Source organism: Salipiger sp. 1_MG-2023 (genome assembly GCF_030547555.1).
Lineage (GTDB): Bacteria > Pseudomonadota > Alphaproteobacteria > Rhodobacterales > Rhodobacteraceae > Salipiger.
Genome location: NZ_JAUOQN010000053.1, coordinates 1 through 25,415 on the forward strand (window position 1 = coordinate 1; position 25,415 = coordinate 25,415).

The following is a 25,415-nucleotide window of genomic DNA, read 5'->3' on the forward strand; positions in this document are numbered from 1 at the left end:
TTGTTTGGCAACATCAAACCAACCAGATGCACCGCCAGCTTTCAAACCGCCCAAACACCAGATTCAGCCATAGCTCCTGCCAGCGAGACCGCGCTCGATCAGGCTGTCGCGGAAGGCGTTCGCGTCAACCCGCGTGTAGGCGTCGAGGGGCTTGTCGCCACAGGAGTCGATGACATAGCCCGAAGCTCTCTCGGCGGCGCGATGGAAGGTGTCGGGGCGATTGTTGCCCTTGTGCTTGAGGTAGAGCGCCATGCTTTCGGAAAGCCTGATCGTCTCTGAGACCGTTTCGACCCGTGGGGCAGGTGTTGCCTTCGATGCCGCCCGAGGATCTCGCTGAAGCCGAAGCATGTGCTTGCCCGGCAATTCCTTCGACTGTGACAGGAGATGAAACCAGTACTCGTCAAGTTGATCAGCCGCGCGTCTGGCTCTGGCCTCGGCAATCCGGGCGGATCTCGTACGAAGCGAAAAAGCGATGCGGGGCGAAGTGTAGTGGCTCTTCAGCTCGGTCGGTATGCGACGGCTGAAGTAGAAGATCCCTGATTTCACGAAGGTGAACGAGGGGCAAATGGTTTCCGACATGGTCTACTGCTCCAAGAAGTTGCGAGAAGCTTAAGCGAAACCAATGCCTTACCGAAGTTTTTGGTACCCCCACACGGCGCACCCATTTTGGAAGATTATCCAATGTTTTCATGGCCTACGTGCCACACGCGGGTAGACTCGCCGAGCTATGCAAATCAATGACATACGAAGAGGGTGCCCCACGACACGAAAAGCCATCCGGCCCATCCACCGTGCCGCCCGGGCACACCGCCAGACCGAAGCGGGCGGACGAGACAGGCAGAAAATGTGCATTCACTGTGCCTGCGCGGGCGGGTCGCCAGCGTTGAGGAAAGCGGCCCTTCATGGGCGAGATTCACCGGCTCTCGTGCTGCACCAAAAATAAAGGTCAGCAACGCGCAGATAGCGACCTTTGCAAGGTGGCAGCCATCGCCCAGGATGATCGGCACACCCGGCCCACTCCTGCCGTTCATCCGATGGTGTAACGCTGCAGCGCGGCTTTCGTATTGCTGACATTCACGCGCAGCGCGGCATTTCCGAGGGGCGAGTGTCGGCAGGGCGGTCCTTTCTGCCGTTCATAGTCCAGCTCACAGTGACCGCTTACCAGTCCTAAGAAGTCGTTCAGGATTGCTCAAATTGAGCTTTTGCACGGAATCGCCCGCCGAGCGACATAGGCATCGTGATGATGACAAGGCATCCGACAACCAAGACCACGCCAATCCATCCGAGGTTCGGCAAACGCTCTCCGACGATGAGGACAGCCAGAACCGCCGCGACGACAGGCTCCAGCAGCGTGATGACCGTTGCCATACTCGCCTCCACACGGGCCAGACCAAATCCAAAGCTAAGGTAGCCTAAGAACATAGGCACGGCTGCCATGTAGATCCCTACGGCTGCGTTTGTCCAAGATGCAAGAAACGGCCCTCCCGTCGCGATCAGCACCGGCATCAGCAGCAGACCGCCAAGGCCAAACGTGGCCCCCATCGCAACTGACGACCTCGTGCCTCGCAGCATCATTTTCCGCGCGCTCCAGGAATAGAGGGCATAGGTTAGTCCGCCAGTCAGCCCCAGAAGCACACCCAAAGGCACGGAGTCGCCACCAACCACTTCGCCGTGGGAGAGATTTTCTGCAACGCAGATCAGCACCATGCCGACCAGCCCGACAAGCGCCCCGACGGACCACCGTAAAGTCAGATTTCTTCGGTCCAGCAGATATTCGATAAGCGCCGAGAGCAGTGGAGCAGACCCGATCGTAATGACGGTTCCGACAGTCACGCCAGCCAGTCGCATCGCGCCATAGAAAGTCAGAGGATAAATCGCAACCGAAAGCGCGCCAATCACCAGAAGCCGACGCTGATCCCAAAGGGCAGTTCGAGATCGCGCGATGCCGCGTGCGGCCACTAACGCTTGTGCGATGCCACCGACCCCCATTGCGGCAGCACCAATCGCGGCAGCACTGACATCGGGCGCAAATGTTGCTGCCGTTCCGGTCGTGCCCCAGACGACGGCCGCAAACAGTATTGCGACCACGCCCCAAGCTTGTCCCTGCATCATTTCAAAGCGCCTTCAACATGTCGTCGACCATCGCTCGTGCTGTGATCACCCGCGCGCTGCTGCCCTCCAGTCCCGCCCGTGCCATCGCGCCTTCCAGCAGAAAGGCAATCTGTGCGGCCAAAGCCGCCACACGATCGGGTTCTTCGGGCAGCAGTTCCGAGAGATGCTGCGCAAAAATGCTTTCGACTTGTTCCTTGTGACGCCTAACAGCGGTCCGCCCAACATCGTCGGCCTCAAGTTCAGCCGCCGCGTTCAACAAACCGCAACCGCGAAACCCCCGCTCGTAAGCAAATTCGGCGTGATCCTGATAGGCATCGAACACCGCAAGGATACGTTGATCGGGCTCTTTTGCCGTTGCCACACGCCTATCATAGAGCGCTAACCATTCTGCATGCCGTGCTTCGAGATACTGGTTCACCAGATCAGCCTTGGAGGCAAAGTTGTTGTAGAGGCTCTTTTTCGCCACGCCTGCGCGTTCCACAATGGCATCTATGCCAGTTCCGTTGATGCCGTGGTTGTAGAAAAGGATCATGGCGGCTTGCATGAGGCGATCATGTGCAGATCCTTTTGGTGTCTTACTTGGCAGGGCCATGTCGAATCTCCCGATTATAGGTAGGTCGGTATACCTACAATCGAGGAGCCGCAAGGGGCAAAGCAATGCTGGCGACCGTTTTCGAAGTTCCGCTTAGCGGCCATTGGCCGCGTAGCAGCATCACGTAACTTTGGGCTCACAGCTGCCTTGCGGCGCTTCAGCACTTGGTCTTGCATCATCAGGGCCTCCCTGGAGTTGCCCCGATGACCGCTGTCAGCCCCAAGCGGACATGGTCTGTGCTACTGCAGCATCAGAACCTTCAGGCAAGCGCGTGCGAGAGTCAGACATTCGCCGCGCTTCGCACCGATGCCTACTGTGCTGAATTAATCCGGTCTTTTGCGCACGCAGCGAATGCAAGTACAGCATTGGCTTGCGCCGACACACGAGAACTTCAGCAATGCGGCGAATTTTCCCTAAGGGACCATTCGTACAGATTACAACCGGCGCAATCCAAACGGAAATTTCACCATGGTTGCTCCAGCAATCGAGACGCAGGCAACCCGAAACGAATAATACAAGCCTTCAGCATGCGCATCTGTTTGGGGCTCTATGGGCGACACAGTTTGCGTTTAAATCAGGGGCTGCGCCTTAGACACAGCCCCTGATTGAGATTGGCTTCTCTTAGAATCCAGCCTTAATGTTTTCGAATTCGACGATCATCTGCTCACGCATCCGATTGTCCAGCGGACCCTGTGCCAAGACCGGTGCGGAAACCTCACCGAGGCCAACACTGTCTAGCACCTCAGATCCCAAAGACGCCATCTGAGCTTGGTTGCCACTGCCGTAACCCCAGGCCTGCACGATGTAGTCGGCGGTTGCAGGCTCCATCCAAGCGTTGAGGAAATCATACATCAGGTCTTCGGAGTTTGGCCCGTCAACGACATTCACATACCCGCAGAACCACGATGACGACCCCTCAGCGGCTTCGCGATTATTCGCGACGGGGATGCCTTCGCCGATAAGCGTCGTAGGAGTCTCGTTCCACGCCCATGCCAGCGAAACCTCGCCCGTGGTCATCAGCTGTGCAAGCTCTGCATTGTCAGCCCAATATGTCACAACATTGGGATGCGCCTGACGCAGCCATGCAGAGGCGGCCTCGAACTGTTCTTGTGTCACGTCGCTCCAATCGGTCACACCTGTCGCCAAAAGCCCGAGCGCATAAACGTCATCGACATTGTTAGGCAGCGAAACCCGGCCCGCAAATTCCGGGTCGAGAAAAGCCTGCAGGCTGTCCATTTTGGACGCATCGACCAGATCAGTGCGGTAGACAAGCGATGTCGTACCCCAGTCGGTCGGCAACATGTAGTAATCGCCGTCAATCACGAAGGCTTCCTTGACCTCGTTCACATCATCCCAGCGATCAATGCGCGACGTATCAAGCGGTTCGATCAAACCGGCCAACTGCCATTTCGACACGGACTGCGAGCATGGGTGTGCTACGTCGACCTCAAACCCTGCGCGCAATTTCTGAAACGCTTCTTCTTCTTCGCCGAAAAAGGAATAGCTTGGCGGGCCGCCGTGCTCTTCGATGTAGGCCTCGATAAAGCCCGGATCCTCGAAGCCAGACCAATCCAGAACAATCAGCTCCTGCCCTGCGGCAAGAGTTGGTGTGGCGGCGACTGCGATTACAGTCGTCGTTCGTTTCAAGGTTCTTAGCATTCTAAGTCTCCAATGTTGGTTTATATTTAATCCAGCAGGAGAACCGCCGAAGCGCTCTCCCAGCCGATGCGGACTTGTTGTCCGACTTCTCTTAGTTCGCGGTTGCTGGTGTTGCGCATGGACACGACGACCGGTGTGTCCGAGCTCTCGAATTTGACGTCGTAATATGTCAGCTCCCCGCGGTACTCGACATCGGTCACAATTGCGGGGGTCTCTTTGTCATAAGCCTTCGCGCCATCGTCCAGAATGGTCATCAATTCAGGGCGCACACCCGCACAGTAATGACTTGATGCGTCCGCAGCCGGTTGTGGGTTGAATGCGAGGTCCGCGACACCCAACCCTTCGATCCTGGTCGTAGCGATGTCGCCCTTCACCTCAAGAACGTCAGCTTTGAGGATGTTCATCGCCCCAAAAAATTCGGCCACACGTTTGGAGGCGGGTCGTTTGTACAGCGCTTGTGGAGAATCCAGTTGTGCGATTTGACCCTCAAACATCACGGCGACGCGGTCCGACATTGTCAGTGCTTCTTCTTGGTCGTGGGTCACCAGAACGAAGGTGATCCCGAGGCTGCGTTGCAAGTGGCGAAGCTCCGACTGCATTTGTTCGCGAAGTTTTCGGTCAAGCGCGGAAAGCGGCTCGTCCAGCAGCAAGACCTTCGGCTTCAAGATCAGTGCGCGTGCCAAGGCAACGCGCTGGCGTTGTCCGCCCGACAGCGCGTGGGCGGCGCGTTCGCCGTAGCCCGCGAGGCCAACCTTCCCCAGCGACTCCCTCACCATTTCGGCCGTTTTAGCCTTGTTTAAACGTTGCGAGCGGAGCCCGTAGGCCACGTTCTGCGCGACACTCATGTGCGGAAAAATAGCGTAGCTTTGAAAGACCATGTTTGTGGGCCGCATGTTGGGCGGCACGCCGACCATTGATTGACCGCCAATCATTACGGCGCCAGAATCGATCTCTTCGAACCCCGCAATGGTGCGCAACAGCGTTGTCTTACCGCTGCCTGATGGCCCAAGAAGCGAAAAGAACTCACCTTCATTTATGTGGCAATTCACATCACGCAGCGCGTGGTACGTGCCGTAATATTTTTCGATGTTGGAAAGTTTGATCATCACTCTACAAAGCCCCGCTTGTCGCTTTTTGGCCAAGACGGCGCGCACTGCGCCGCCTCAGCAATTCGGAAAGTGTCAGAAGCACGACCGACAGGATCAGCAGAAGTGTGCCAAGGGCCATAACGCTAGGAATTCGCTGTGGGAAACGCAGTTGCGACCAAATGTAGACTGGCAGCGTGGGCTCGGTTCCTGAAAGGAAAAAGGCAATCACAAATTCATCCAGTGAAATGGTGAAGCCGATGAGTAAGCTGGACACCACGCCCGGCATAATTAACGGTAAGGTCACCCTACGAAACGTATTAATGCGGGATTCACCAAGGTCGAGCGATGCTTCTTCTAAACTAGGATCAAGTTGCTGGAACGATGAGCGCAAGATTGCGATGCAGAACGGCGTGCAGATCAACACATGTCCTATAATGATGGTGTAGATAGAGAGCTTAAACCCCGCCAGAAGTACGACCGTGAGCAAAGACACACCGATAATGATTTCAGGCAGAAACATCGGCAGCATGATCGCACCAATCGCAAAACCTTTGCCGGGAAACCGGTATCGGACCGTGGCCGACGTTGCCAATAGGCCGAGCATGGTTGCAATTATGGAACTGACGGCGGAAATGATCAGGCTGGTCCCGGCAGCTTTTCGCAATTCCTCTGCAGCGCCCAACGATTTGAACCAACTAAACGTAAACCCAGATAACGGAAACGAGATAATGCTGCTGTCGTTGAAGGCAAAGATCGGCAAAAGGAGTGTCGGTGCATAGAGAAAGATCATGAAGATGATCATAAACATTGTGAGAACGCGCCTGCTCATGCTGCGCCCTCCGCCTTCAGGTAGCGGCGATTGAGCCAGACAAAGATACCCGCAACGCTGCTCACCAATATCAGGGCTGATAACGCAAGTGCGGCCCCCAATGGAGCATTATTGGCATTCTTGAACTGAATTTCGATCATGTTGGCGATCATCAATCCGTTTGGTCCACCGACCAGTCTGGGCGTCACGTAATCACCAATCGTCGGGATGAAAACAATGAGCGTGGCCGCCACAACGCCGGGCATCGACAACGGCAAGGTAATTCGACGAAACCGCTGGAACGGGGTGTCGCCAAGGTCCTGGGCGGCTTCGAGATATGACCGATTTATCTTTTCCATCACCACAAAGATCGGCAACACCGCAAAAGGCAGCCATGCATGGCTAAGCGTAATAATAACGGCAAACTGGTTGTAGCTGATCCAATCTAGCGGCGTGTCTATTACCCCCAACCCGATGAGCGATCCGTTGACCACTCCGTTGAATCCAAGAATCACCTTCCACAGGAAAATCCGCATCAAATAGGAGGTCCAAAACGGAATGGTGATCAAAAACACCAGTAGCGCCTTGCGATTATTGGGGGCTACGAATGACATGTAATAGGCCGCCGGATACGCAAGGCCAACCGTCAGCACGGTGACGATGATCGATATCTTGAGCGAACGCAGCATCAAGGTCTGATAGATCGGGCTGGTCCAGGCTTCCTTGAAATTAGCGAGCGTGAATGCGCGATCCAGCACCAGAAAGTCCTGCGTCCAGAAGCTCATCGCGAGCAATATAGCCAGTGGCGCCGCTAACAACAGGACCGAGAACGCAAACGGCAGGCTAATTTGCGACAACCCGCGTCGCGCATCGGAATCCAGTTGCAATCGCGTTAGCATTTTTTTGCCTGCTGTGCGGGCAGTGCAATTGCAACAAGGGCACGCGTCATCGCCTCAATTCCTTCCGTTACATCTTGATAGGTTTGATTTTCAGAACGGGTGTAATCGAAAAACATCATGTTCGCGTTGTTAAAAAGCGTTCTGCCAAAAACGGTGCTGTCAAGGTCGCCCCGCAGCAGGCCGCGTGACTGCAAGCTCTCGGTCAATGCAACGACGTGGTCACTCAGCACGCGGTCAGATCGACGCAGGCGACGTGCTTCTTTTGACGTGACGTCCGCAAAGGAGATCGCAAATCCCTTACGCCAAAGCGCCTTGTTCAGAAGCATCGTTTCCGGTGCAAAGTACTGAAGCAGGAAAGCGCTGAAGATGTCCGCCGCAGGGGCATCAAAATCTGGCGCGAATGCCCGCCCCATATCCTCAAGCCGCTCATTCTCTATGGCGATCAGGGTCATTAGGATCTCGTTCTTGCCCGGGAAGTAGTTGTAGAGCGTTCCGACCGAGACCCGCGCCATTTCGGCGATATGCTCGGCCTTCACAGCTTCAAATCCGTCCCGCCCGAATAACTCGGCTGCAGCATCAAGGATGTGCTGCTTTCTTTCAATTTTCTGTTGTTCACGTAGTCCCATGACACTCTTGTAAGCGCAGTTGCGGGCAAAAATCAACAAATATTGTAGTTGAATGCAAAATTATATCTGACTACAATGATTCTAACAGTGCGCGGAACGGGTGCAAAAATGCCTTGCGACAGCGGGCATTTCTTCAAAGGACACAGCATGACAGATTTACCAAACAACCAAACCAACGTTCGCAGCGAAGACAGCCACATCGTGCGCCCCTGGCAGGATGTCACTGCCCTCGGACAGGATGAGGCGACGGTGCTTGAGGGAAGTTCAGGCATCTACGTCCAGGACGCCGAGGGCAATAAACTTATCGACGGCCCAGGTGGCATGTGGTGCGTCAACGTCGGCCATGGTCGCCGCGAAATTTCCGACGCCGTTGTGAAGCAGATGGAAGAGCTTTCCTACTTTTCGCCTTGGACGATGTCCGCGCCCATCACGACGAAACTCGCCGAACGTATGGCCAGCATCGCACCCGGTGATTTGAACAATGTCTTTTTCACCACGGGTGGGTCTACGGCAGTCGATTCAGCGCTACGTTTTGTGTTTTTCTACAACAACTGCCTCGGTCGTCCCGAGAAGAAGCAGATCATCTCGCGTGTGAACGGCTATCACGGCAGCACCTATCTAAGCAGCAGTGTATCAGGCAAAAAAAGCGAAAAGGCCCATATGGATATGGCGCAGGGCCTGGCCAACTTCATCTCCAGTCCGAAACCAAAGGACCGGCCAACGGGAATGTCTGTTGAAGAGTTCGGCGATATGTTGGTCGCAGAACTGGAAGCCAAAATTCTTGAGGTAGGTGCGGACAAGGTCGGTGCCTTTATCGCAGAACCGGTTATGGGCTCGGGCGGTGTCGTTGTTCCGCCAGAGGGGTATTTCAAGCGCTGCCACGAGATCTGCAAGAGATACGACATTCTGTTTATTGCAGACGAAGTCGTTACATCCTTCGGGCGGTTGGGGTACTACTTTGCATCCGAAGACGTTTTCGGCGTCGTGCCCGACATGATCACTACGGCCAAGGGCATGACATCGGGATATTTGCCGATGGGCGCGCTGCTTATTTCGGACCGGTTGATCAACGATATCAATGCATCCACCAATGAGTATCGTGCGTTCACGTCCGGTTTCACCTACTCCGGCCACCCCGCGTCGGCGGCCTGCGCTATGGCGAATCTCGACATCTTTGAAGACAGCAATTTACTTGAACATGCGCGCGACATTGCGCCGTACTTTGCCGAGGCCATGAACTCCCTAAGCGATCTACCAGTTGTAACCGACGTGCGCGTCGTAGGTCTTATGGCAGGTGTCGAATGCGAGCTTGATGCCAGTAACCCCGACGAAGACCGCGACTGCGCCTTTGCCACAAAGGTGGATGAAGCATGTCAGGACCTTGGATTGCTCGTGCGCCCGATCTATAATTCCTGCGTCATGTCACCGCCACTCACGATAACGAAACCTCAGATCGATGAGATGGTTTCGATTCTGCGTGCGGGTATCATGAGGGCCGCCGCAGCGGAGCATCAATAGGGATCTCTTGCTCAAACGCTATGAATGACCGCGTTGACCGCGCCCTGTGAATTCGGCCGCTGATCCTCACTGCGATCTGCGTGAGTGGCTGGTTCTCACGCTGCGTGGCAGTACGAAATTTCTCGGTCATGCTGCATTCACCTCGCTGCGAACGCACACAGCACAAAAAAAAGGGACTTACAGATCGGACTCGAAGCCGACATGCGGCGAGAGATAAATGAAGGTCTGGTTGGGACCAATCGCGTCGTCGATCAGGTCCCAAATCACGCGACTTTGCAAACACCGCTTCCTGCGCTTGATGCATGGTGCAGCAAGAGAGCCGATGCTTCTCACCCATGAATGGCCGCTTTCCTCAAACTGGGGATCTGCCCGCGCAGGCGCAGCGAATGCACACTTCCCGCCCGACCTGTCGGGAGGCAGACTGCCGAGCTTTCAACGGGCAACTTCCGATTCGGGCTGGTTGCGTGCGCAGAGGTCGGGGCATGGGTGTATCAAGTTTCCATCTCAGTGCATTGCCGGATCCGGGCCAGAAGCCCGGTGTGCGCCCACGGGAAGACCGGGCGCGTGGCTTGAACCCGGAACGGAATGCCTCAGCTTAGATAGTCTCCCTCGGAGGGATTCGTTGGACAGGCCCCACTGATCGCTAACTGCGGGCGCGGATCACTGATCCTGCGACGATCCCGCTTTCGGGCTGGCCCCTGGCAAGGCAAGCGGCAGAAGGCTTGTCGGAAACTCGCTCAGCTTCGACATGGCGATGCCTTCCATGATCTCGGTCGTGGCTTTCCGCCCCTTGACCGCGCCGGGCGAGGACGTTCGCGCGTAACTCAGCGCGAAGTCGATCAGTTCTTCTTTGGTGATCTTGCCGTCAGCGAGCATGGCGATCGCCTTGCCAACCCCGGTCTTAATCGCGGAGTGCAGAGTTGCGCGCTCGACCACGCCTTTGAGCAGTTGATACAGCAGCCCGGACAGCGCGGCCGCGATCAGCTCGGTCAGATACGGCTCGAACGCCGCGAGGATGTTGGTCCAGTCCATTGTCGTGTTCCTTCGGTGTGATGCGGCGCGTAGCCGCGTTGAACGCGAGCCAAAGCCGCCAGTCGGTAATCGGGATCAGCATGCGCGCCCCCGAAAGAGCGCGCGCAGACGGTCGGTGTCATCGTCGGCAGGATTGGGGCGAAGCGGATCGGGCTGGCTCACAGCAGCGCCGCCCAGGTCATCGGCCCGATCACCCCGTCGGGCAGAAGCTCGTGCTGCGCCTGGAACGCAACCACGGCGGCGCGGGTAATCGGGCCGAAGGCCCCATCGACCGTGATGCCGAGGGCATCTTGCGCATCGCGGACATAGTGCCCGGTTTCGCCCTGCCGAAGCGTCGGGCGTGACGGATGGTCTTGCGCGGCGGGCAGAGCGACCATGCACGCGAGCACCGCGGCGCGAAACTCGTCTCCAACCGTGACCGGATCGCGGGAGGCCGTCCCGCCAAACAGCGTATAATCGAAATCCCATTTGCCGCGCTGCCAGACGCCCAAGGTCGGCTCGACCTCGGCATGGCTGAGGACCGACTGCCGGGTGACGGCGATCCCATATAGGCCGCAGAGATGCGCCGTCTCGGCCACCAGCGCCTCGACCTGCTCCTGGCGTACAGGATAGGCCCAGCGTCCCACAGCGCCCCATTCCGCGCTCGCCATCGCGCAGATCGACACGCCGATGCTGCCGGTGTTCAACGCGCGCGTGTGGGCCGCATAGGTACCGGTCGTCAGGGTGCGGCCCGGGGCGTTCGCTGCGATGGCATGAACCCCGTCATGAACCTCCCCCGAACCGTCGATGATCCGGTGGTAATGCTCGCGGTCCAGGTTGCTTACGGCGTAGCTGCCGCCGGTATGGTGCAGAATGATCCTGTTCATCGGCATGGTCTTCTCCCATGAAAAAGCCCGACGCGATGGCCGGGCGGTATAGATTTGGATGGTGGGTGATGTGACGTCAGCGGTAGAGCCAACTCCGGGTTTTCCCGAGGGCTGGGCCGTAGCATTGATGCAGCACGTCGCCGTAGCTACCGGTGAGCAGGAGGTGCTCCGGCAGGCGGACATGCAGATCTTTCCAGCGCAACACGCCACGCTCCCGGCTTTGTGGCGGGTCCGCGAAGTAGGCCTGAACCGATGGGCCGTTCGCACCCCTCGCGCCGAGAACCCATTCCACGGACCGCCAGTCGCATTCGCGCAACTTCTCTGCCTCGAGTTCCATCCGGCCCCCCCCTCCGAGATCTTCGATCGCCACGATTGCGGCGGGCGTGACGACTGGCCAGGTCCTTGTCTCAATCCCCGGGGAAACCACCCAGATCAGGGCTAGGATCGGTGCCATCAACAACCATATGCGCCCTTCCCTGGCTGCCTGTCTGGTCGCCGCTGTCGCAGCCCTCTCAGTCCTGCTTTTCATGGTTCAGCTTCCCTGCGCCGGCTTCAACGGCGGCGATAATGATCTTTGCGATCGACATTCCGCCGAGGCCGGCCGCGAAGGCGGCGGTGGCATAGGCGCCATCCCCCAGAGGGCCGATGTACCTGTTCATGATCGCGAGCGTGATCGGGGCGAAATACTGCGCAAAGATCGCCCCGGTGATGACCGAGCCGATACCGCTCGCGATGCGACGGCGAGCCTCCATCCACCAGCGCACAGCGCCGCCAGCTGCCCCAGCGATGGCGACCTGTCCGGCGGCCCCGGAAAGCCAGGTGAGCCAGAGGCCGAGCCATAGCTTGATGTGTGCCCACAGCTCAGCGAGCTGGGGTATTCTGTCAGGCATTTGCCTTCCTTTCGTGGCGCTGGGGAGGGGCAGGTGCTGGCCCGGACTTGGGCCGTGCGCGCAACGCGCACGGCGGCGCTGCACGCAGAATGGTTACGGAAACTGCGTCAGATCGAGGGTGCGACTGTCGCCGTACCCTCGCCCGCCCTCGGCGAAAAACGCCTCGTAGGCCGCAATATCCGCAGCTTCCAACTCGTCGTAGGTCATGCCCGACGCCTCGACGTCGATGAGGTGATATGCGTAGAGGATGAAGCTCTGCCCGCGATTCGGCGCGAGGCTGTTGAAGGGCGGGATGTTTCCCCACGCCGCTTGATACAGGCCATTGAGACCGCTGTTGCCGTTTGGCGTCCAGCTATCGCCAGACTCGCCTTGCCGCCGCACGCCAAGGCTATTTGCCAGAGCAATCAGAAACAGGTTCGATGACGAAAACGACGAAGCATTGCCGATGCCGCTGGTGAAAAGATTGCTGCCCGACGAGGAGACGCGCTGCACGTCTGTCCAGAGGAACACCGCGTATTCGCGGCTGTTATTCGCGGCAAGATAGCTGGTGATCGACGTGGACCCTTCCACGCGCGCTGCGCCGCCGTCTTGGTCGGTCGTGCTGACGACGCCGAACAGAGCGCCATTCGAGGTGCGCTCAAACGCGCCATAGGGCGCGCCTGAAAATGTGTTGACGAAGGTCGAGGCGAGGCTGGTCTGCGACCCGGAGCCGATCAATTCGGCGGCCTGCTCCCATGCGATGTTGGCGACAGTATCCCCATCGCCCGGCACACCTCCGTCCGTCATGGAGTGCGTGAAGTCGGTAAGGATCAGCGATCCGGGGTTCAGCCGGATGTCGTTGGCGATGACCGGCGCGGAGGTGTCGGTCAGCGTCACGCCTTCGAGTACAATTTTACGGCCCATTTTATTCGTCCTCTTCTAGCCACTCGAACTCATCGAGTCTGGACTTGATGCAGTTGGCGACGAGCGTGTAGCCCGCCGTGTTGAGATGCGTGTCGTCGCTGCGCAGACTGTCGGGCACACGCCCGATTGCGATGTTGTCGTCGTCGGTCGTCGTCGCGGTGATGCCCGCTTCGGTGAGCGCCGCGTAGCTGGCGAGGTATTCCTGCAAATTGACGTACCGCCGCCCGTACTCCGCGAGATATTGGTCGTGCATCGGCTGGCGATAGCTGATCGTGGAGGTGATTGGCCCGGCAACCAGCCATCGCTTTTGCATGGCGTCCATCCATTCGATGATGGCGTTGTTGCGGGCGATAATGGTGGTGGCGTCGTTGTTGCCGTCATTCTCCCCGAGCCAGAGAATGAAAATATCGCCTCTACGCTCCCACGAGGAGGTCCGCAGAGGCTCGGGCCGCAGAAGGTCGACTGCATCGCCATCCTCGCTGCGCGTGAAGGTGTAGACCCCGCCGGAGTAGCTTAGGGTGCCCTCGACCCCGGCCAGGATGCAGGGGTTCAGGCCACGGTCTTGCTGCAACAACGGCGCAACCCCGCCCCCATCGGCGCCGGTCAGCGTGACAGTGACCCCGCCAGAAGCAGGGATTTGCCAGCCATCCGGGGTGACAAGATAAGGAAGCGCGCCGACCCGCCCGACGATGGTGTTGGACGTTTCGCCGCCGACGCCGAGATTGGTCACGGTCCTGCCCGTCAAGCTCGCCAGCGTGATCGGGTATGGGGTGCCTCCTGCCCCGGCTGTCAGGCTGTCACCGAGGCAGGTGATGCCCGGGCCAGAATAGAAATTGTCAGGCACGGCCAGCGCCTGGGAGATCTGCGAAAGCACCGTGTCGGTCAGCATCCGCTCGATCAGGCCAGAGACCACTCGATCCGTGAATTTCCCATTCGGCCCCACTTCCAGGTCGGTGCGCCGCCCGTCCTGATCGACGAAACCGACACCTACGCCGCTCTCGTCGTAAATCTCTTGGCCGCCGAGCAGGCCGGGTGTGTTCGCGCCGTCTAGCATCGCGCCGACTTTGGCTGCCGCACGGGTGGTCGGGCCTCCATCCGGCGCGGCTTCAAGCCAAGTGCGCCGCCCCTCCTCATCGACCACGGCAAAAATCATGCCGCTTTCCTCGGAAACCTCAAGGCTCGGCAGCGCGTCGTCGGCCTTCGCGCCTTGCGCGGCGGTAGCGTATCGGCCCCCGATGTTATCGGCCACGCTTTCCGCGACAGTGCTCGGCGCGAATTTCGCGGTGGTCCCGCCGTTTTCGCTGTCGCGGCCATAGAGCCAGTCGCCGCTGACCATTTCGGCTTTCTGCGGGGCTGCGTCCAGGCCCGACTGCTGAACCGCCCCATCCGCCTTCAAGCCCTGCACTGCCGTGGCGTAGTCGGTGGCCGCCGTTGCCGCGGCGGTTCCGAGCGTCGGCTTGTTTGTCAGATCGTTATAGTCGCCGGTTGCCGCGACCGCCGCCGCTGTGTCCGTAATGTCGAGCACTTCGATAACGGCGAAGTCGGTCTCATGGTCGCCGCCATAGAGAAGGGCGTGGGGCACGGCATAGCGCGTCGAATCTGGAACGTAGTAGGTGGCCCCCGTCGTGCCTGAGAAGCCAAAGGTGAAGCTGAACTCCTGCGCCCCATACGCAACTCTGGGGTTCATGCCTTCGATGGTAACGTCGGAGAGCGCCGCGCGGGCCCCGCCCAAGTTCTGCATTCGGATCGTGATAAAGTGCCCTGCCGGGTCCGTAGGATCGACTGACCGCGCGAAAACAAAGCGAGCGCGATAGAGCCGCCCGCTTTCGACGGCGATTTCTCGGCGCGGCGCGATGATCTGCAAGCCGCCAACCGCGTCCTCTCCGGTCAAGCGCCACACATCCCCGAAAAGCGTGGTGGTGGCGCGCGCGCCGTTACTGATCGCAGGCCGATTGCTACCCTCGACCTCAGACGAAAAGGCTTCGCCCAATTCCGGGCGGCAGCTGCTCCGTCCGAACACATCTGCGGAGGTGGCGAAGCTATCAAGTTCGGGCGCCCCGGTCAGGTCGGCATATTCTCCAGAGGTCGCGACGGCTTTCAGGCTGGCTGCGTCGACCTTCCCATCCAGCGCGGTCTGCGTTGCGGTCGAGATCGGGAAATCCACCGCCGCGAGGTTCGGTAGGTTGTCCAGCCCGAGCTGCGCCGCCGTGACGCCGTGGGGGTTTGCCGTGTCAGTGGTGTGGTCGTTCAGCTCTGACGTGAAATCGGCATCAAGCTCAGCCACCGCCGAGCCGCCAATATCGCGATGCGCTTCCAGCGGCCCCACGCCAAATACCACGCATAAACCCCCTCATCATCGACGGTCGCGCCATCGTAACCGGTCGCCGTGGAATCGGAATGCGTGCCCGTCGCTGCGCTTCCGACAATCCCAATTACACCTTCTTCGGTAGGCGTGACGCCCTGAAGCGCGGCCCAGCTCGCTTTGCCAAAGACGCCAGACGCCTCAGCCAGCTGCTGTATGTAGTTCGCCCATTTCACGATCTTGCTCGGGTCGGTCTGATGCAAGGGCGTGATGGGGTTGCCCAGCCAGATGTTGGCCGGGGTTTCTGGCGTCGTCATGGGCGCGATCCTTTATGGAATGATTAGGTAGTAGGATGCGGACACAGGCCCCTCCTCACCGTCGTATGAGACGGGAGCGAGCCAATAGTATCCGGTCGGCGCAGCGCTGCTGTTCACGCGGGTCAGATGCAGATTGTCCACCGATCCGCTGAATGCGGCGTCGGCGCGGATGGTCAGCGTGTCCGCCGATGCGGGCGCGGTGATCGTGTCTTGGTAGGTGCCTGGCGCGCTACGGGCGGCTCCAGCGGCGTCAGTCGATCCGGCCAGTACGCCAGTCACGGTGCCAGCGCTCGCGCTCACCACCTCGTATGTCAGCAGGTAATCCGCCCCGTCATCCAGATCGACGGATTGCTCAAGGTCCCCGGCACTGCCCGCCGAATGCGAGGCCACGCCCGAGCCGACCGACCAACCAGCGCCAAGCGAGAGGCCCACCGGGTTGCCGAATGCGCCGTTCGTGACGAGATCTGTGCGGGCTGAACCAACGGTGATCGAGAACGGGCCGGATGCACCAACAGGCACCAGAGATCCGAAGGCGGTCGCGTCTTCGAAATCGCTAGTGACGCTGTGGTAAATTCTAATGGCCGATGTTCGGAACGGGGAAGACCCCTCAAAGAAGGCGCGGCCCAGGTCAGCGGTCGCAGACGTGACTGACACGGCATCAGGCGAGACGTATCCCGAGATCGTCACCACGATTGGCGATGCCGGGGAGAGCGCGCCCTTGCTCGACCCGTCCACATTGCGCAGCTGCACCTCGTAGACTCGGCCAACCTCAAGCCCCCGGATCTCGGCATAGGTCGGAGCCGATGCTGTGGCCGTGAATTCCTCGCCGTCCAGCTGACGGATGTAGACGACCTCCTGCGCGTAGAGCGTGTCCTGCTCGTCCCATTCGACGCGCAAGAGGCCGCTCGCGGCCGAGGACGCGGTGACGCCGGAAATGTCGTCGACGCTGATGGTGCTCTCGTCCGTGTCGCTGATCGTGGGCCGCTCTGGCTCCTCCGAAGCGCTATCGAAATCGAAATCGGCGGCAGTGACGCTGACCGCCTCAAGGCTCCAAGCCCCGACGCTCTCCCGCGTCAGGCTGCTGACCTCGAACACGGCATCGATGCCCAGCTCGGCATGTTGCAGGCGGAAAAACCTCTGACCGATCAACTCATAACCAACCGCGCAGAGCGCCCCACTGAGCTGCCATTCCGCGCGACTGATGGTACCGAGCCGCTTGGCGATACGGATCGCCTGGTTGTGGTTGTCCACCATGTAGATCTGCGGCGTGTCACGCTGGGTCTGGTCGCCCGACCCGACCACCCACGTGCCCGTCGACCATTCCAGCCAGTCGTTGTCTGGCTCGATGTATTCCGGCACGATCTCGGTCGGCGCCGAACTGCCCGTCTGCCCGGATGTCGCCTGAAGCTCGATGAAGTCGCGCGCCGTCAAGGTGACGGTCGGCTCGATGTATCGCCCCACCCGAAAGCCAACCTTGCCGTCCAGACCCTCGTACAGAAACAGATCGCAGGCTGCGGCCAGCATGGTGCGTTGTGTCTCGAAATCTTGATCGTCGGACAACGTGCCGTTGATCCGCCACTTTGCGCGGGTCGTGCCGTACAGATCGGTCACGGCCACATCGCAGGCATCCGCCTCTTCGGCCACCTCGCCCCAATCGACCGTCACGCCCATGCGCTCGGTCAGCCACCACGCGACCAACAGGGCTGCGTTGTCCGTCCAGCCGGTGCTGTCAATGCGTGGGTCGTGGACCGTGTTCAGCCCCCTGAAAACCGGAGAGGACACCCACATCCGGCCCGTGGGATAGCGCTCTGCCACCTCGGTGGTCGAAACCCGCTTGCCCCGAAGATAGGTGCAGCCGAGCCCGACGAAGTTATGCGCGGCGGTGATCTCCGTATCCGAGCCCGGCCCGAATGCGTCGGACAGCAGCGTCGGCGGCAGTTGCCCCAAGTTGCCCGACATCTCTACCATGCGGGCATATCCGCCCGGCGGGTCGGTGATGCACTCGCCGATGCCGTCATACTCAACCGGCAGCTCATCCAGATAGTGCTGCACGAAGGATTCTATGGGGTGCGCGCAATGCACCGTGACCTGATGGCGATACTTATTCGCCTCCTGGTCAAACCCTAGCACGCCAGATTTGCGCACCGTGCCGAGGCACCACGCAGCGTAGGTGACAGGATTTGTCAGGCTGACCATCGATGAGGATGGCCTTGCCACAGTCGCCGGGCCTTGTAGCGCCGCCGCGACTGCCGCCAGACCGATGCTGACCGTCGCTTGCACCACAATGCCGCCGAAGGCCGTCGCTGCAAAGGCTGCGCCCGAGACCGCACCAGCCGTGAACGTCGCTCCTGCCGTGGCCGCCGCCGTCCCGCCAAGCGCGCCGAAGGCAAAGCCCGCAACCTGGGGCTGGAACACCCGCGGATCGGCCAGCGCAGTCGTCGTGAATAGATCACGCTTCATAGCCGACCCCCCATGCCGCCAGCACCTCGACAGCGCGCGAGGCGCGGAAGGCCACGCCTTGGTCCATGTGGGTCGCCCAGTGCTCGCCGGTCCAGATCCCGCCAAAGGCCCAGCGGTCACCGGCATAGCGATACACGCCGATATCCCCGCGGCGCATGGCGCAGTCAGAGCGTGGCAAGCCGCCGATGGTGTCGAGGCAGGACGCAATGCAGGCCACCGGATCGCGCAGATAACCCGTCTCGCGCTGGCACTCGCCCCGCGTGGCATACATCCCGCGGACATGCGCCGCCGGGTCGCGCCCGGTCACCACCTGCACCCAATCGGCCAGGACGGTGCAGCAGTCGCTCTCGCCCCACACGAACGGCAGGTGCGCCCAGCGGTTCAGCTCCCGAAACAGCGGCTGCATCGGGATGATTTCTGGAATGATCTCGGTCATCTGAACATCGGGTTTCGCTGGAAGTCGGTGCTCGGCTTGAACTCAAGCGAGGGGTTCGCCACCCCGCCAAGCAGCGTTGCGTGGCCTTCGGTGTTTATCGCGATGCGCCGGGCCGTCCTGCGGCCCTCGCTCCACGCCTCAAACCCCATGCTGATCGACCGCTCCACCGCACCGGACAGGCTGAAGGTCAGCGTCCGCGCCGTGCGGCGGCACCATTGCAGCGGGGCGATGCTCGGGCGGTAGAACTCGCCCATGTGGCACAGCGGCTGCACGAAGAAATCGACGTTCTCGCCGTCGATGTAGTCCGCGCCCTGCTCTCTCAGAGAGGTGATCAGGCTGCCCGCCGCCGGATCTTGAAAATAAGCCAGCGTTGCGGTCCCAGCCGGGGCCACGCCATTGATGGCGCTCTCCATGCTCTCGACGCTGAACATCTGCGAGCCGTACCATTTGCGGCCCAGCGTGTCCGTGAACACCGCGTCGGTCCCGATGATGAGCCGCACCACGCCATCCGCAGTGTCGATGCTCATCAGGTCAAGGATCCCGATCCGATCATCGCGCGGATCGAAGGTGGAGGGGAAAAAGCTCATCGGTTCAGCACCTCACGAAATGCGATGTTGAACGTGCTGCTGTTCAGCTTGCCATATGGTGCAGCGCCGGCCAAATCGTCGTCGACCTCGAACAGTCCTGTCGCGAGACAGCTAACCAGATCGCCATCCGCAATGTCGGCGCGCAGCGGCATCTGGACCCCAAGGCGATACTGCGTGGCTCCGGTCGACTCCACGCTGACAACACCAAACGGCCAGTCACCGACGCTCATGATCTGCCCCGGCACCGGAACGAGGTCAGCCTCGCTGCAGCTCACCGTCACGCAGGTGTCGCCCGCAGATGCCGCTTCTGCCTCAAGATACACATTCGGCGCAAACCCCATGCCCGTTGAAAACGTCTCGCCGGTCGAGAAGGGAATGCCGCCCGCCACCGCCGCCCTGCCCAGCAGGACCTGCGCGCTAAAGCCCAGCGGGTCGAACATGTAGATCCTGTAGGCGCCGACCCGACCTTGCGCCTGCCAGCGGTGCGCGCGCCAAGAGCGCAAAAAATCATCGCGCATGGTCATCTCGAGATTTCCGACCCAGCGCGGAAACTGGTTCATCACAACCTGCGTGTTGCCGTCCGTAAGACCCGCCTCCGGCGCCCCGCGCCAGTCGATGTCCCAGTCGATGGATGTCATCCGCATCAAGGATAGCGGCAGGGTGACGATTGTCCGGTTCATACCCCCCGCTCCCGCTGCTGCGCCGCGCGCTTGGTGAAGTTTCTGCTGGTCGCGCGCGCAATACCTGCGGCAGACTGCGCCTGCTCAACCCGCACGCGCGCCATGATCCGGCCATCGTCGGTAAGCGTCAGATCACCGCCGGACAGCTGCAGACCACCCTGCCCCCGCCCGTCAGACGCCGCCCCTGAAGACGCTCCGCCAATCGAGCCACCATCTGAAAACTTCGGGATACGACGGTTGCGAATGTCTTCCATGAAGGACTCGCCGTAGAAATCCACGGCCGACGCCGGCTGCATGAACTCGCCTCGGGAGACCAGGGCCAGAAGATTGTCCTGCCGCTTGCCCCCATGCCCATCGAGAAGACCCGTGGCGCGGCCCACATCATCAAACCCACCGCCCGCGGCGCGCTTCGGCACATCAACAGAAGCGTCCCCGGACGTCCCGCCGCCGAAGACCCCCGAGATCAGCGTCGACAGGAACCCTCCGCTGCCGTCAACGCCCGAAACAAGGCCTTGCAACTGCTCCGCAATCATGTCCCAGACCGGGTCCGTCGCCATCGACCAGAGCGTGTCGATAACCCTGCTGCGCAGATCCTCCCAGAATGCCTCGATGCCGCCGTTCCCGGGCTTCAGGTTGTCCATCAGGCTGCTCACGCTCTGCTTGTACTGTTGCAGCTCCTCATCAAGAGCTTGCTGGGTCGCCTGTGCGCTCTCGCCAGAGCGGCTGGCCTCGTCCTGCGCGGCGGCGAGCCGCCCCCAGGCTGCGGCCTGCTCGTCGATCGTCTGACGCAAGGTCTGCCCATCGGAGGTCACCACCTGGTCAAGATCAAGACCGGCCTGCTTTGCCCGGTTCAAAGCGTCTCGCTGAAACGTCAGGCGGGCGATGTCCTCGACCGACTGCCCGGTCAGAGCCGCCTCGAACCGGAGCTGATCAAGCTGCTGCTCGCCAACCGCGATCAGATCCCGCAGCGTGCTGGCGCGCTCCTCGGCGGCAGCGGCGGCCTGCTGGTCACGCTCGGCGGCGGCCGTCGCGCGATCGCCGGCGCCTTGATCGAAGGCCCCGAGAATCGAGATGTCATCCACCCTGTTCAGGCCCTGCCACTCCTGCCGCAACGAACTCGGATCCCGGCCGCGCCGGTCAATCAACCGGTCCGCCATCTGATCCTGAAGGCCGGGGGAAAACAGTTCGGACCCCGTCAGCCCCATCTCATCCATCAGGCTGCGCAGCGTCGATGACACGATCTGGTAGCGACCGACGGCAGAAGAGCCAGCGCCATCCCCGTACATCGCACGGTTCTCTGGCGTGCGCATCTGATCCTGAAGGGCCAGAACATCGCTCAGCGACATTGCAACGAGGTTCACATCGCCGCCGGTCCAGCGGCCATAGTCCAGCGTCTCGTTGTATTTGCGCCCCTTGTCCGTGCCTTCAGCGTATCCGATCAGGTCACGCAGGCCACTCTTCGCGGCAGCAGTGGCGCCAACGCCAAAGGCCCGGCTGTCGGACCCGGAACGGCCCTGCTGATACTGCTCGTAAGTGCGTTTCAGACGGTCGATCTCGTCGGCAGCGTCCTTGGCGCTGTCGGCCGTCTCGTCAAAAGGCCGTTCGGCGGCTATGTCGCGGCTAGTTTCAAGTAGCTCTTTCTCGCGCTCGCGAAGCCCTACGACGTCCTCTTCCGCCGCCGCCAGCCCCTCTGCGTTCGCCCTGAAGCCCTCCAGCTGCTCCTGACGAAGTTGACGCCCGGCGATGATCGCCTCATCCATGACTTCCAAGAGAGAGCCGTAGGCTGAACGGATTTCAGCCTCCCCCTCCGCCATGTCGATTTCGTTTATCTGCTCCGCAAAGAGGCCAGTCGCGGCAGCGACGTCACGGACCCCTTTCAAAGCATCGCTGTCTGAAAGCTCCCCGGTTGCCGCAAGGATTTCCTCCAACCCGTTGCGAATTTCCTCAACGCCCGAGCCAACGCCCTGAACCTTCGTGAATGCAGCCCAAAACTCTTGCCCGGACACCTCCATGCGGGATGCCTGATCCGCCATCTCCGCAAGGTCGGTTAGAAAACGGTTCCTAGGGCCCTCAGGCAAACCTGTTTGCAAATTCGTGCGGAACAAAATGCGGTATCGAGCCGCGAAATCGTCAAATCCGTCGCCATCGAAAAATGCGCCACTCATGCTTTTTTGCGCACGGCGCAGCTCGCGTTCGGCATCCTCAATCGACTGCGCAAGCGCGGCCCTCGATTGGGTAAGCATGGCTTGGGTAGCTTCGGATACGGCCCCGCCCAGACCCTTTTGTTCTTCAGCCGCCCGCTTAGACGCCTCCTGGTACGCGTCCAGCGCATCGGTGGCTTTCGTGGCGGCTGTATCGGCACGGTCCACGGCATCCGCTGCAACATCGGTGTCGATCCCGAATGCAACCAAAGACGCCGCCGTGATCGCCAAGGACAGAGGCCCGCCCATAATGCCGGTCAACACACGCGCGGCCACGCCAAGCCGCGTCAGCGGCCCAACGGCCCGGCCCGCCGCTGTGCCAGTAACGGCAACGGAAGTCGCTAGCTCAATCATCGCGGCGCGCATTGCCACGCCCTTGGCTATGACGAGCCCCATTCCCTTCAAGGCTAGGTACACCGTCAGAGCCTGACCGACGCGCTCGGCGATCTCTTCGACCTCCGCGAAATTCTCGGTCAGATAGCGCAGCGCCTCGGTCAGACGGCGCGTGAACTTTTCAGCGACTTCCAGACCGCCGCTCTGCGCGGCCTCAAGCTGCAATGCCTCCCACGCCGCCGCCAGTTCTTTCAGTGCGCCATCAAGCCCGCGCAGGCGCACCTCGGCCTGCTCTTGCGCCGACACTTCGCCAATGGCCGATGCCAGATCCCGAAACCCTGCCGCGCCCTGTTCGGCCAGCGATGCAGCCGTCCGGATCGCATCGGTGCCAAACACGGATTTTAAGGCATCGAGCTTTGACGCATCATCCAGCCCGGCAAGCCCGTCCTGAAGCTCCTGCGCAATCGACGCCATGTCCTTCATGTTGCCATTGGCATCGAAGAACTCCAGCCCGAGGCGCTTCATCACGCCCGCCGCCTTTGCGGACTCAGGGACCAAACGCTGCAGAAACGTCTTGTATGACGTCCCGGCGTCGGAACCAGACGCAAAGCTTGCTGCGGTCGCTGACAAGGTGGTCAGGAAATCTTCAATCTCGACGCCGGTCGATCCGGCCACGCCGCCCGCTTGCGCGATCGCCAGACGCAGATCGTCAAAGCCAAACTTGCTGGTGAAGGCTGCGCCAGCCAGTCGATCGACAATATCCGGAAGGCGATCAGCGGTCAGACCGAACTGCTGCATCACATCGGTGACAAGATCCGCCGCAGGCGCGACCTCTGACCCCAATGCGCTGGCCAGCATCACCGAACTGTCGAGGGCACCGCCAAGAATGGCAGAGACCGAAACCCCATTTTTGGCCAGAACCTCGATCGCTTCCGCCGCCTGCATCGCGCTGAACGCAGTGGTTTCGCCAAGACGTTTCGCCGCACCGCCAAGGCGGTCGAGATCGTCTTGGCTCGCCTGCGTCGCGGCCTCGACACGCTGCATCATCGCCTGGAACTGCCGACCGGCATCAAGCGAGCCCCGCCCGAATGCCGCAAGCCCGCCAACCAGGGCGGCTCCCCCCATGAAGGTTGCCAATCGCCCAAGCGCAGGCAACTCAGCGGAAACGGCCGCAAGACCACCGCGAAGCTGCCGCGCCGCCAGATCCGTCTCGCGCAGCCCCGCGCTGGCGGGGCGTGTGGCAGTCTGGATGCGCTTCAGGCTCTTTTCACCCGACGCACCTAGGGCGCGCAGATCGGCTTCCAGCTGTTGCTTTCCCGATGCCGACAGGCGGATCTTATAGTCGCGGGTGGATCTGCTCATTTCGTCCTGTCCTGTTCGCGCTGCTTTGCTGCGGCCTCAAGCAGACCGCTTTCCCAATGGGGCAGCAGCAGCGCGGCGATGTTGGTTGGAACTCCCTGCGCGCCCAACAAGGCAAGGCAGGCGGGCATATCGAGCCCGGCATATCCGGCGCCGCCAATACGGCGCTGGTGGAACAGCTCACGACCTGCAACCGAAATGGCCCGGCCCTCAAAGCTGTGTGGCGCGTGAGTGTCTTCAGGGCATGCGCCCTCGCCCCCGAACCGCGCGCAGGCGTAGCCGGGCGTGGCCCGGCAGTCTGCGCAGTGACTCAGGCCTCCGCCGTAGCGGTATGCGGCGAGCGCGCGGAGACGTTTCCCTCCGCTTCCAATTCAGCCCAAGGTTCTAGCAGGCGCACATGCAGCACCGAAGCCACCCCCGGAAAAAGCGACAAGAAAGCATCAAGGGTGTCTTCGGTCATCGGAGCGGCGCGGCCATCATCGACCTCGACCCCTTCCCAGCCGGTGCCGAACCGCAGCAACAGCAACTTGACCAGGTGTCGCGCAAATTGACCGCGCCGGCCCTCATCGTGCTCTGGCCCTAGATCTTCGTCGTCGTGCAACGCGGCGGCAAACGCCAGCCGCTCTGGCATGGTCTCACGCGCAAGGCGGTGGGCCGTAGCCTCCGCCTCGCGCAGGTCGGCGTAGCCGAAGGCACGGTACGACACCGCGACCCCGTAGCCCAGTTCGATCCGGCGCGGCCCCGACAGCGCCCGTACAAGCCGCAACGCCATCAGCTGGCGTTCGCGTAATCGGACGTGGCGTTGATCAGGGTCACCTCGATCAGCTCATCCCCGGTGGCAGGCCGGTTGGCACGCCAATTGAAGCTGGACGAGATCACGTCCCGGCCCTCGATCGGGATGCCGGTGCGCTCAAGCGTCACGGACGGCAGCGCAATGGTAAGGCTGTAGTTGGCCGAGATCTGCCACGCCAGAGACAGCGCGATCGCCGTTCCTGCCGAGGCCGCATCATAGAGCCCGGTATCGCGGAAGCGGGCGGTCAGGCTGCCCGACAGGTCCCACATGCCCGGCTGGATGTCGGACGCCGTGGCAAGGCCATTCATCGCTTCTTGGTCCGCCTCGCGCCCCGTGGCGAGCGTCAGGTTGGCCTGCGTCACCCCGGCAGCCTCACTGCCGTCGATGCTGAGCAATCCTTGGAACCCGACAGGAACCGGATCATCGGCGAACGCTACCGGCGATGTGTCGAGCGTGGTGCCAGCCTTGATCTCTTCGCGGCCCACCATGTTCAGCGTCACGCGCTGCCGCTGGCCATTCTTCGCGCCTGTGATTTCGATCGACTGCGCGGCCAAACTGTCCTGCGTGAAATGCGTCGACAGATCGTTGTGGGTGATGCCGTGCGTGGCCAACAAGATGCCAGGGTTTGCCGCCGCCACAAACGCATGGGTATAGGGCCCGGTCCCGGTGGTCGTGGGCAGGCCCAGCAACTGCGCCAGCCACCAGCCGATGCTGTCCAACCCCATCGGGACAACCAGCGCCCCCGCCAGATTGCGCAGGCCGTGAACCGCATCACCAGGGAAGGAATCCCCGCGGATTGCCTCATCGTTCGACAACTCGCCTGAGGGCGTCACGTTGTAGCTGTAGAATGGCAGCGTGTAGAAGGCACCGGCGCCGGCGCTTTCCGCCGTGCCGAAGGTGGTCTGGCGGCGCGAAAACAGTTTCGCGCGATCTCCGCGTGCATTGGGCATCGGG

Annotated in this window: 23 protein-coding genes; 1 reads left to right on the plus strand and 22 read right to left on the minus strand. The window is 60.9% G+C overall.

What is annotated here, in order from left to right; translation table 11 throughout:
• Nucleotides 1-63: 63 nt before the first annotated feature.
• From Q4543_RS19370 to Q4543_RS19405, 8 genes are all read right to left on the minus strand, one after another.
• On the minus strand, nt 64-579 hold the full coding sequence (locus Q4543_RS19370; protein WP_303441020.1) for a DUF6538 domain-containing protein: 516 nt from the start codon (nt 577-579) through the stop codon (nt 64-66).
• Nucleotides 580-1,179: 600 nt separating this feature from the next.
• On the minus strand, nt 1,180-2,112 hold the full coding sequence (locus Q4543_RS19375; RefSeq protein ID WP_267168799.1) for a DMT family transporter: 933 nt from the start codon (nt 2,110-2,112) through the stop codon (nt 1,180-1,182).
• Nucleotide 2,113: 1 nt separating this feature from the next.
• Nucleotides 2,114-2,704 (minus strand): TetR/AcrR family transcriptional regulator, encoded by a 591-nt coding sequence (locus tag Q4543_RS19380; RefSeq protein ID WP_267168800.1) that lies wholly within the window; start codon nt 2,702-2,704, stop codon nt 2,114-2,116.
• A 621-nt stretch (nt 2,705-3,325) separates the two neighbouring features.
• Nucleotides 3,326-4,363 carry a PotD/PotF family extracellular solute-binding protein gene (locus Q4543_RS19385; protein ID WP_303441026.1) on the minus strand — a complete coding sequence of 346 codons (1,038 nt, stop codon included), beginning with the start codon at nt 4,361-4,363 and terminating at the stop codon, nt 3,326-3,328.
• Nucleotides 4,364-4,389: 26 nt separating this feature from the next.
• Nucleotides 4,390-5,469: an ABC transporter ATP-binding protein gene (locus Q4543_RS19390; RefSeq protein ID WP_303441088.1), complete on the minus strand. Its 1,080-nt coding sequence runs from the start codon at nt 5,467-5,469 to the stop codon at nt 4,390-4,392.
• Nucleotides 5,470-5,473: 4 nt separating this feature from the next.
• Nucleotides 5,474-6,280, minus strand: coding sequence for an ABC transporter permease (locus tag Q4543_RS19395; protein ID WP_303441028.1), 807 nt, complete (start codon nt 6,278-6,280; stop codon nt 5,474-5,476).
• Nucleotides 6,277-7,158 carry an ABC transporter permease gene (locus Q4543_RS19400; RefSeq protein WP_303441030.1) on the minus strand — a complete coding sequence of 294 codons (882 nt, stop codon included), beginning with the start codon at nt 7,156-7,158 and terminating at the stop codon, nt 6,277-6,279. Before Q4543_RS19400 ends, Q4543_RS19395 begins: the two co-directional genes overlap by 4 nt.
• The gene (locus Q4543_RS19405; protein WP_303441032.1) at nt 7,152-7,784 is read right to left on the minus strand and encodes a TetR/AcrR family transcriptional regulator; all 633 of its coding nucleotides are present in this window, start codon (nt 7,782-7,784) and stop codon (nt 7,152-7,154) included. The genes Q4543_RS19400 and Q4543_RS19405 overlap by 7 nt, the downstream gene beginning before the upstream one ends.
• A 147-nt stretch (nt 7,785-7,931) precedes the next feature.
• Between Q4543_RS19405 and Q4543_RS19410 the strand changes: the two genes are divergently transcribed.
• Nucleotides 7,932-9,302, plus strand: coding sequence for an aminotransferase (locus Q4543_RS19410; RefSeq protein WP_303441034.1), 1,371 nt, complete (start codon nt 7,932-7,934; stop codon nt 9,300-9,302).
• Between the two features lie 660 nt (nt 9,303-9,962).
• Here Q4543_RS19410 and Q4543_RS19415 read toward each other — a convergent pair.
• The 14 genes from Q4543_RS19415 to Q4543_RS19480 form a co-directional block, all read right to left on the minus strand.
• Nucleotides 9,963-10,334: a hypothetical protein gene (locus Q4543_RS19415; protein WP_303441035.1), complete on the minus strand. Its 372-nt coding sequence runs from the start codon at nt 10,332-10,334 to the stop codon at nt 9,963-9,965.
• 158 nt (nt 10,335-10,492) lie between these two features.
• Nucleotides 10,493-11,200: a peptidoglycan-binding domain-containing protein gene (locus Q4543_RS19420; protein WP_303441037.1), complete on the minus strand. Its 708-nt coding sequence runs from the start codon at nt 11,198-11,200 to the stop codon at nt 10,493-10,495.
• A 76-nt stretch (nt 11,201-11,276) separates the two neighbouring features.
• Entirely contained in the window at nt 11,277-11,537 is a 261-nt protein-coding gene (locus tag Q4543_RS19425) for a hypothetical protein (RefSeq protein WP_303441039.1), read from the minus strand.
• Between the two features lie 175 nt (nt 11,538-11,712).
• On the minus strand, nt 11,713-12,090 hold the full coding sequence (locus tag Q4543_RS19430) for a hypothetical protein (protein ID WP_216004475.1): 378 nt from the start codon (nt 12,088-12,090) through the stop codon (nt 11,713-11,715).
• 93 nt (nt 12,091-12,183) lie between these two features.
• The gene (locus Q4543_RS19435) at nt 12,184-12,993 is read right to left on the minus strand and encodes a hypothetical protein (RefSeq protein WP_303441040.1); all 810 of its coding nucleotides are present in this window, start codon (nt 12,991-12,993) and stop codon (nt 12,184-12,186) included.
• 1 nt (nt 12,994) lies between these two features.
• On the minus strand, nt 12,995-15,331 hold the full coding sequence (locus tag Q4543_RS19440; protein ID WP_303441041.1) for an SGNH/GDSL hydrolase family protein: 2,337 nt from the start codon (nt 15,329-15,331) through the stop codon (nt 12,995-12,997).
• Nucleotides 15,241-15,612, minus strand: coding sequence for a hypothetical protein (locus tag Q4543_RS19445; protein ID WP_303441043.1), 372 nt, complete (start codon nt 15,610-15,612; stop codon nt 15,241-15,243). Before Q4543_RS19445 ends, Q4543_RS19440 begins: the two co-directional genes overlap by 91 nt.
• 12 nt (nt 15,613-15,624) lie before the next feature.
• On the minus strand, nt 15,625-18,072 hold the full coding sequence (locus tag Q4543_RS19450; RefSeq protein WP_303441045.1) for a hypothetical protein: 2,448 nt from the start codon (nt 18,070-18,072) through the stop codon (nt 15,625-15,627).
• Complete coding sequence (locus tag Q4543_RS19455; RefSeq protein WP_303441047.1) at nt 18,062-18,508, minus strand: hypothetical protein; 447 nt, start codon at nt 18,506-18,508, stop codon at nt 18,062-18,064. Before Q4543_RS19455 ends, Q4543_RS19450 begins: the two co-directional genes overlap by 11 nt.
• Nucleotides 18,505-19,095 carry a hypothetical protein gene (locus Q4543_RS19460; protein WP_303441049.1) on the minus strand — a complete coding sequence of 197 codons (591 nt, stop codon included), beginning with the start codon at nt 19,093-19,095 and terminating at the stop codon, nt 18,505-18,507. The genes Q4543_RS19455 and Q4543_RS19460 overlap by 4 nt, the downstream gene beginning before the upstream one ends.
• Nucleotides 19,092-19,733 (minus strand): hypothetical protein, encoded by a 642-nt coding sequence (locus Q4543_RS19465; RefSeq protein WP_303441051.1) that lies wholly within the window; start codon nt 19,731-19,733, stop codon nt 19,092-19,094. The genes Q4543_RS19460 and Q4543_RS19465 overlap by 4 nt, the downstream gene beginning before the upstream one ends.
• Nucleotides 19,734-19,771: 38 nt before the next feature.
• Nucleotides 19,772-23,671, minus strand: coding sequence for a phage tail tape measure protein (locus tag Q4543_RS19470; protein WP_303441053.1), 3,900 nt, complete (start codon nt 23,669-23,671; stop codon nt 19,772-19,774).
• Between the two features lie 307 nt (nt 23,672-23,978).
• Nucleotides 23,979-24,440, minus strand: a complete 462-nt coding sequence (locus Q4543_RS19475; protein WP_216002581.1) for a hypothetical protein — start codon at nt 24,438-24,440, stop codon at nt 23,979-23,981.
• Complete coding sequence (locus Q4543_RS19480) at nt 24,440-25,411, minus strand: phage tail tube protein (protein WP_303441075.1); 972 nt, start codon at nt 25,409-25,411, stop codon at nt 24,440-24,442. Before Q4543_RS19480 ends, Q4543_RS19475 begins: the two co-directional genes overlap by 1 nt.
• Nucleotides 25,412-25,415: the final 4 nt, after the last annotated feature.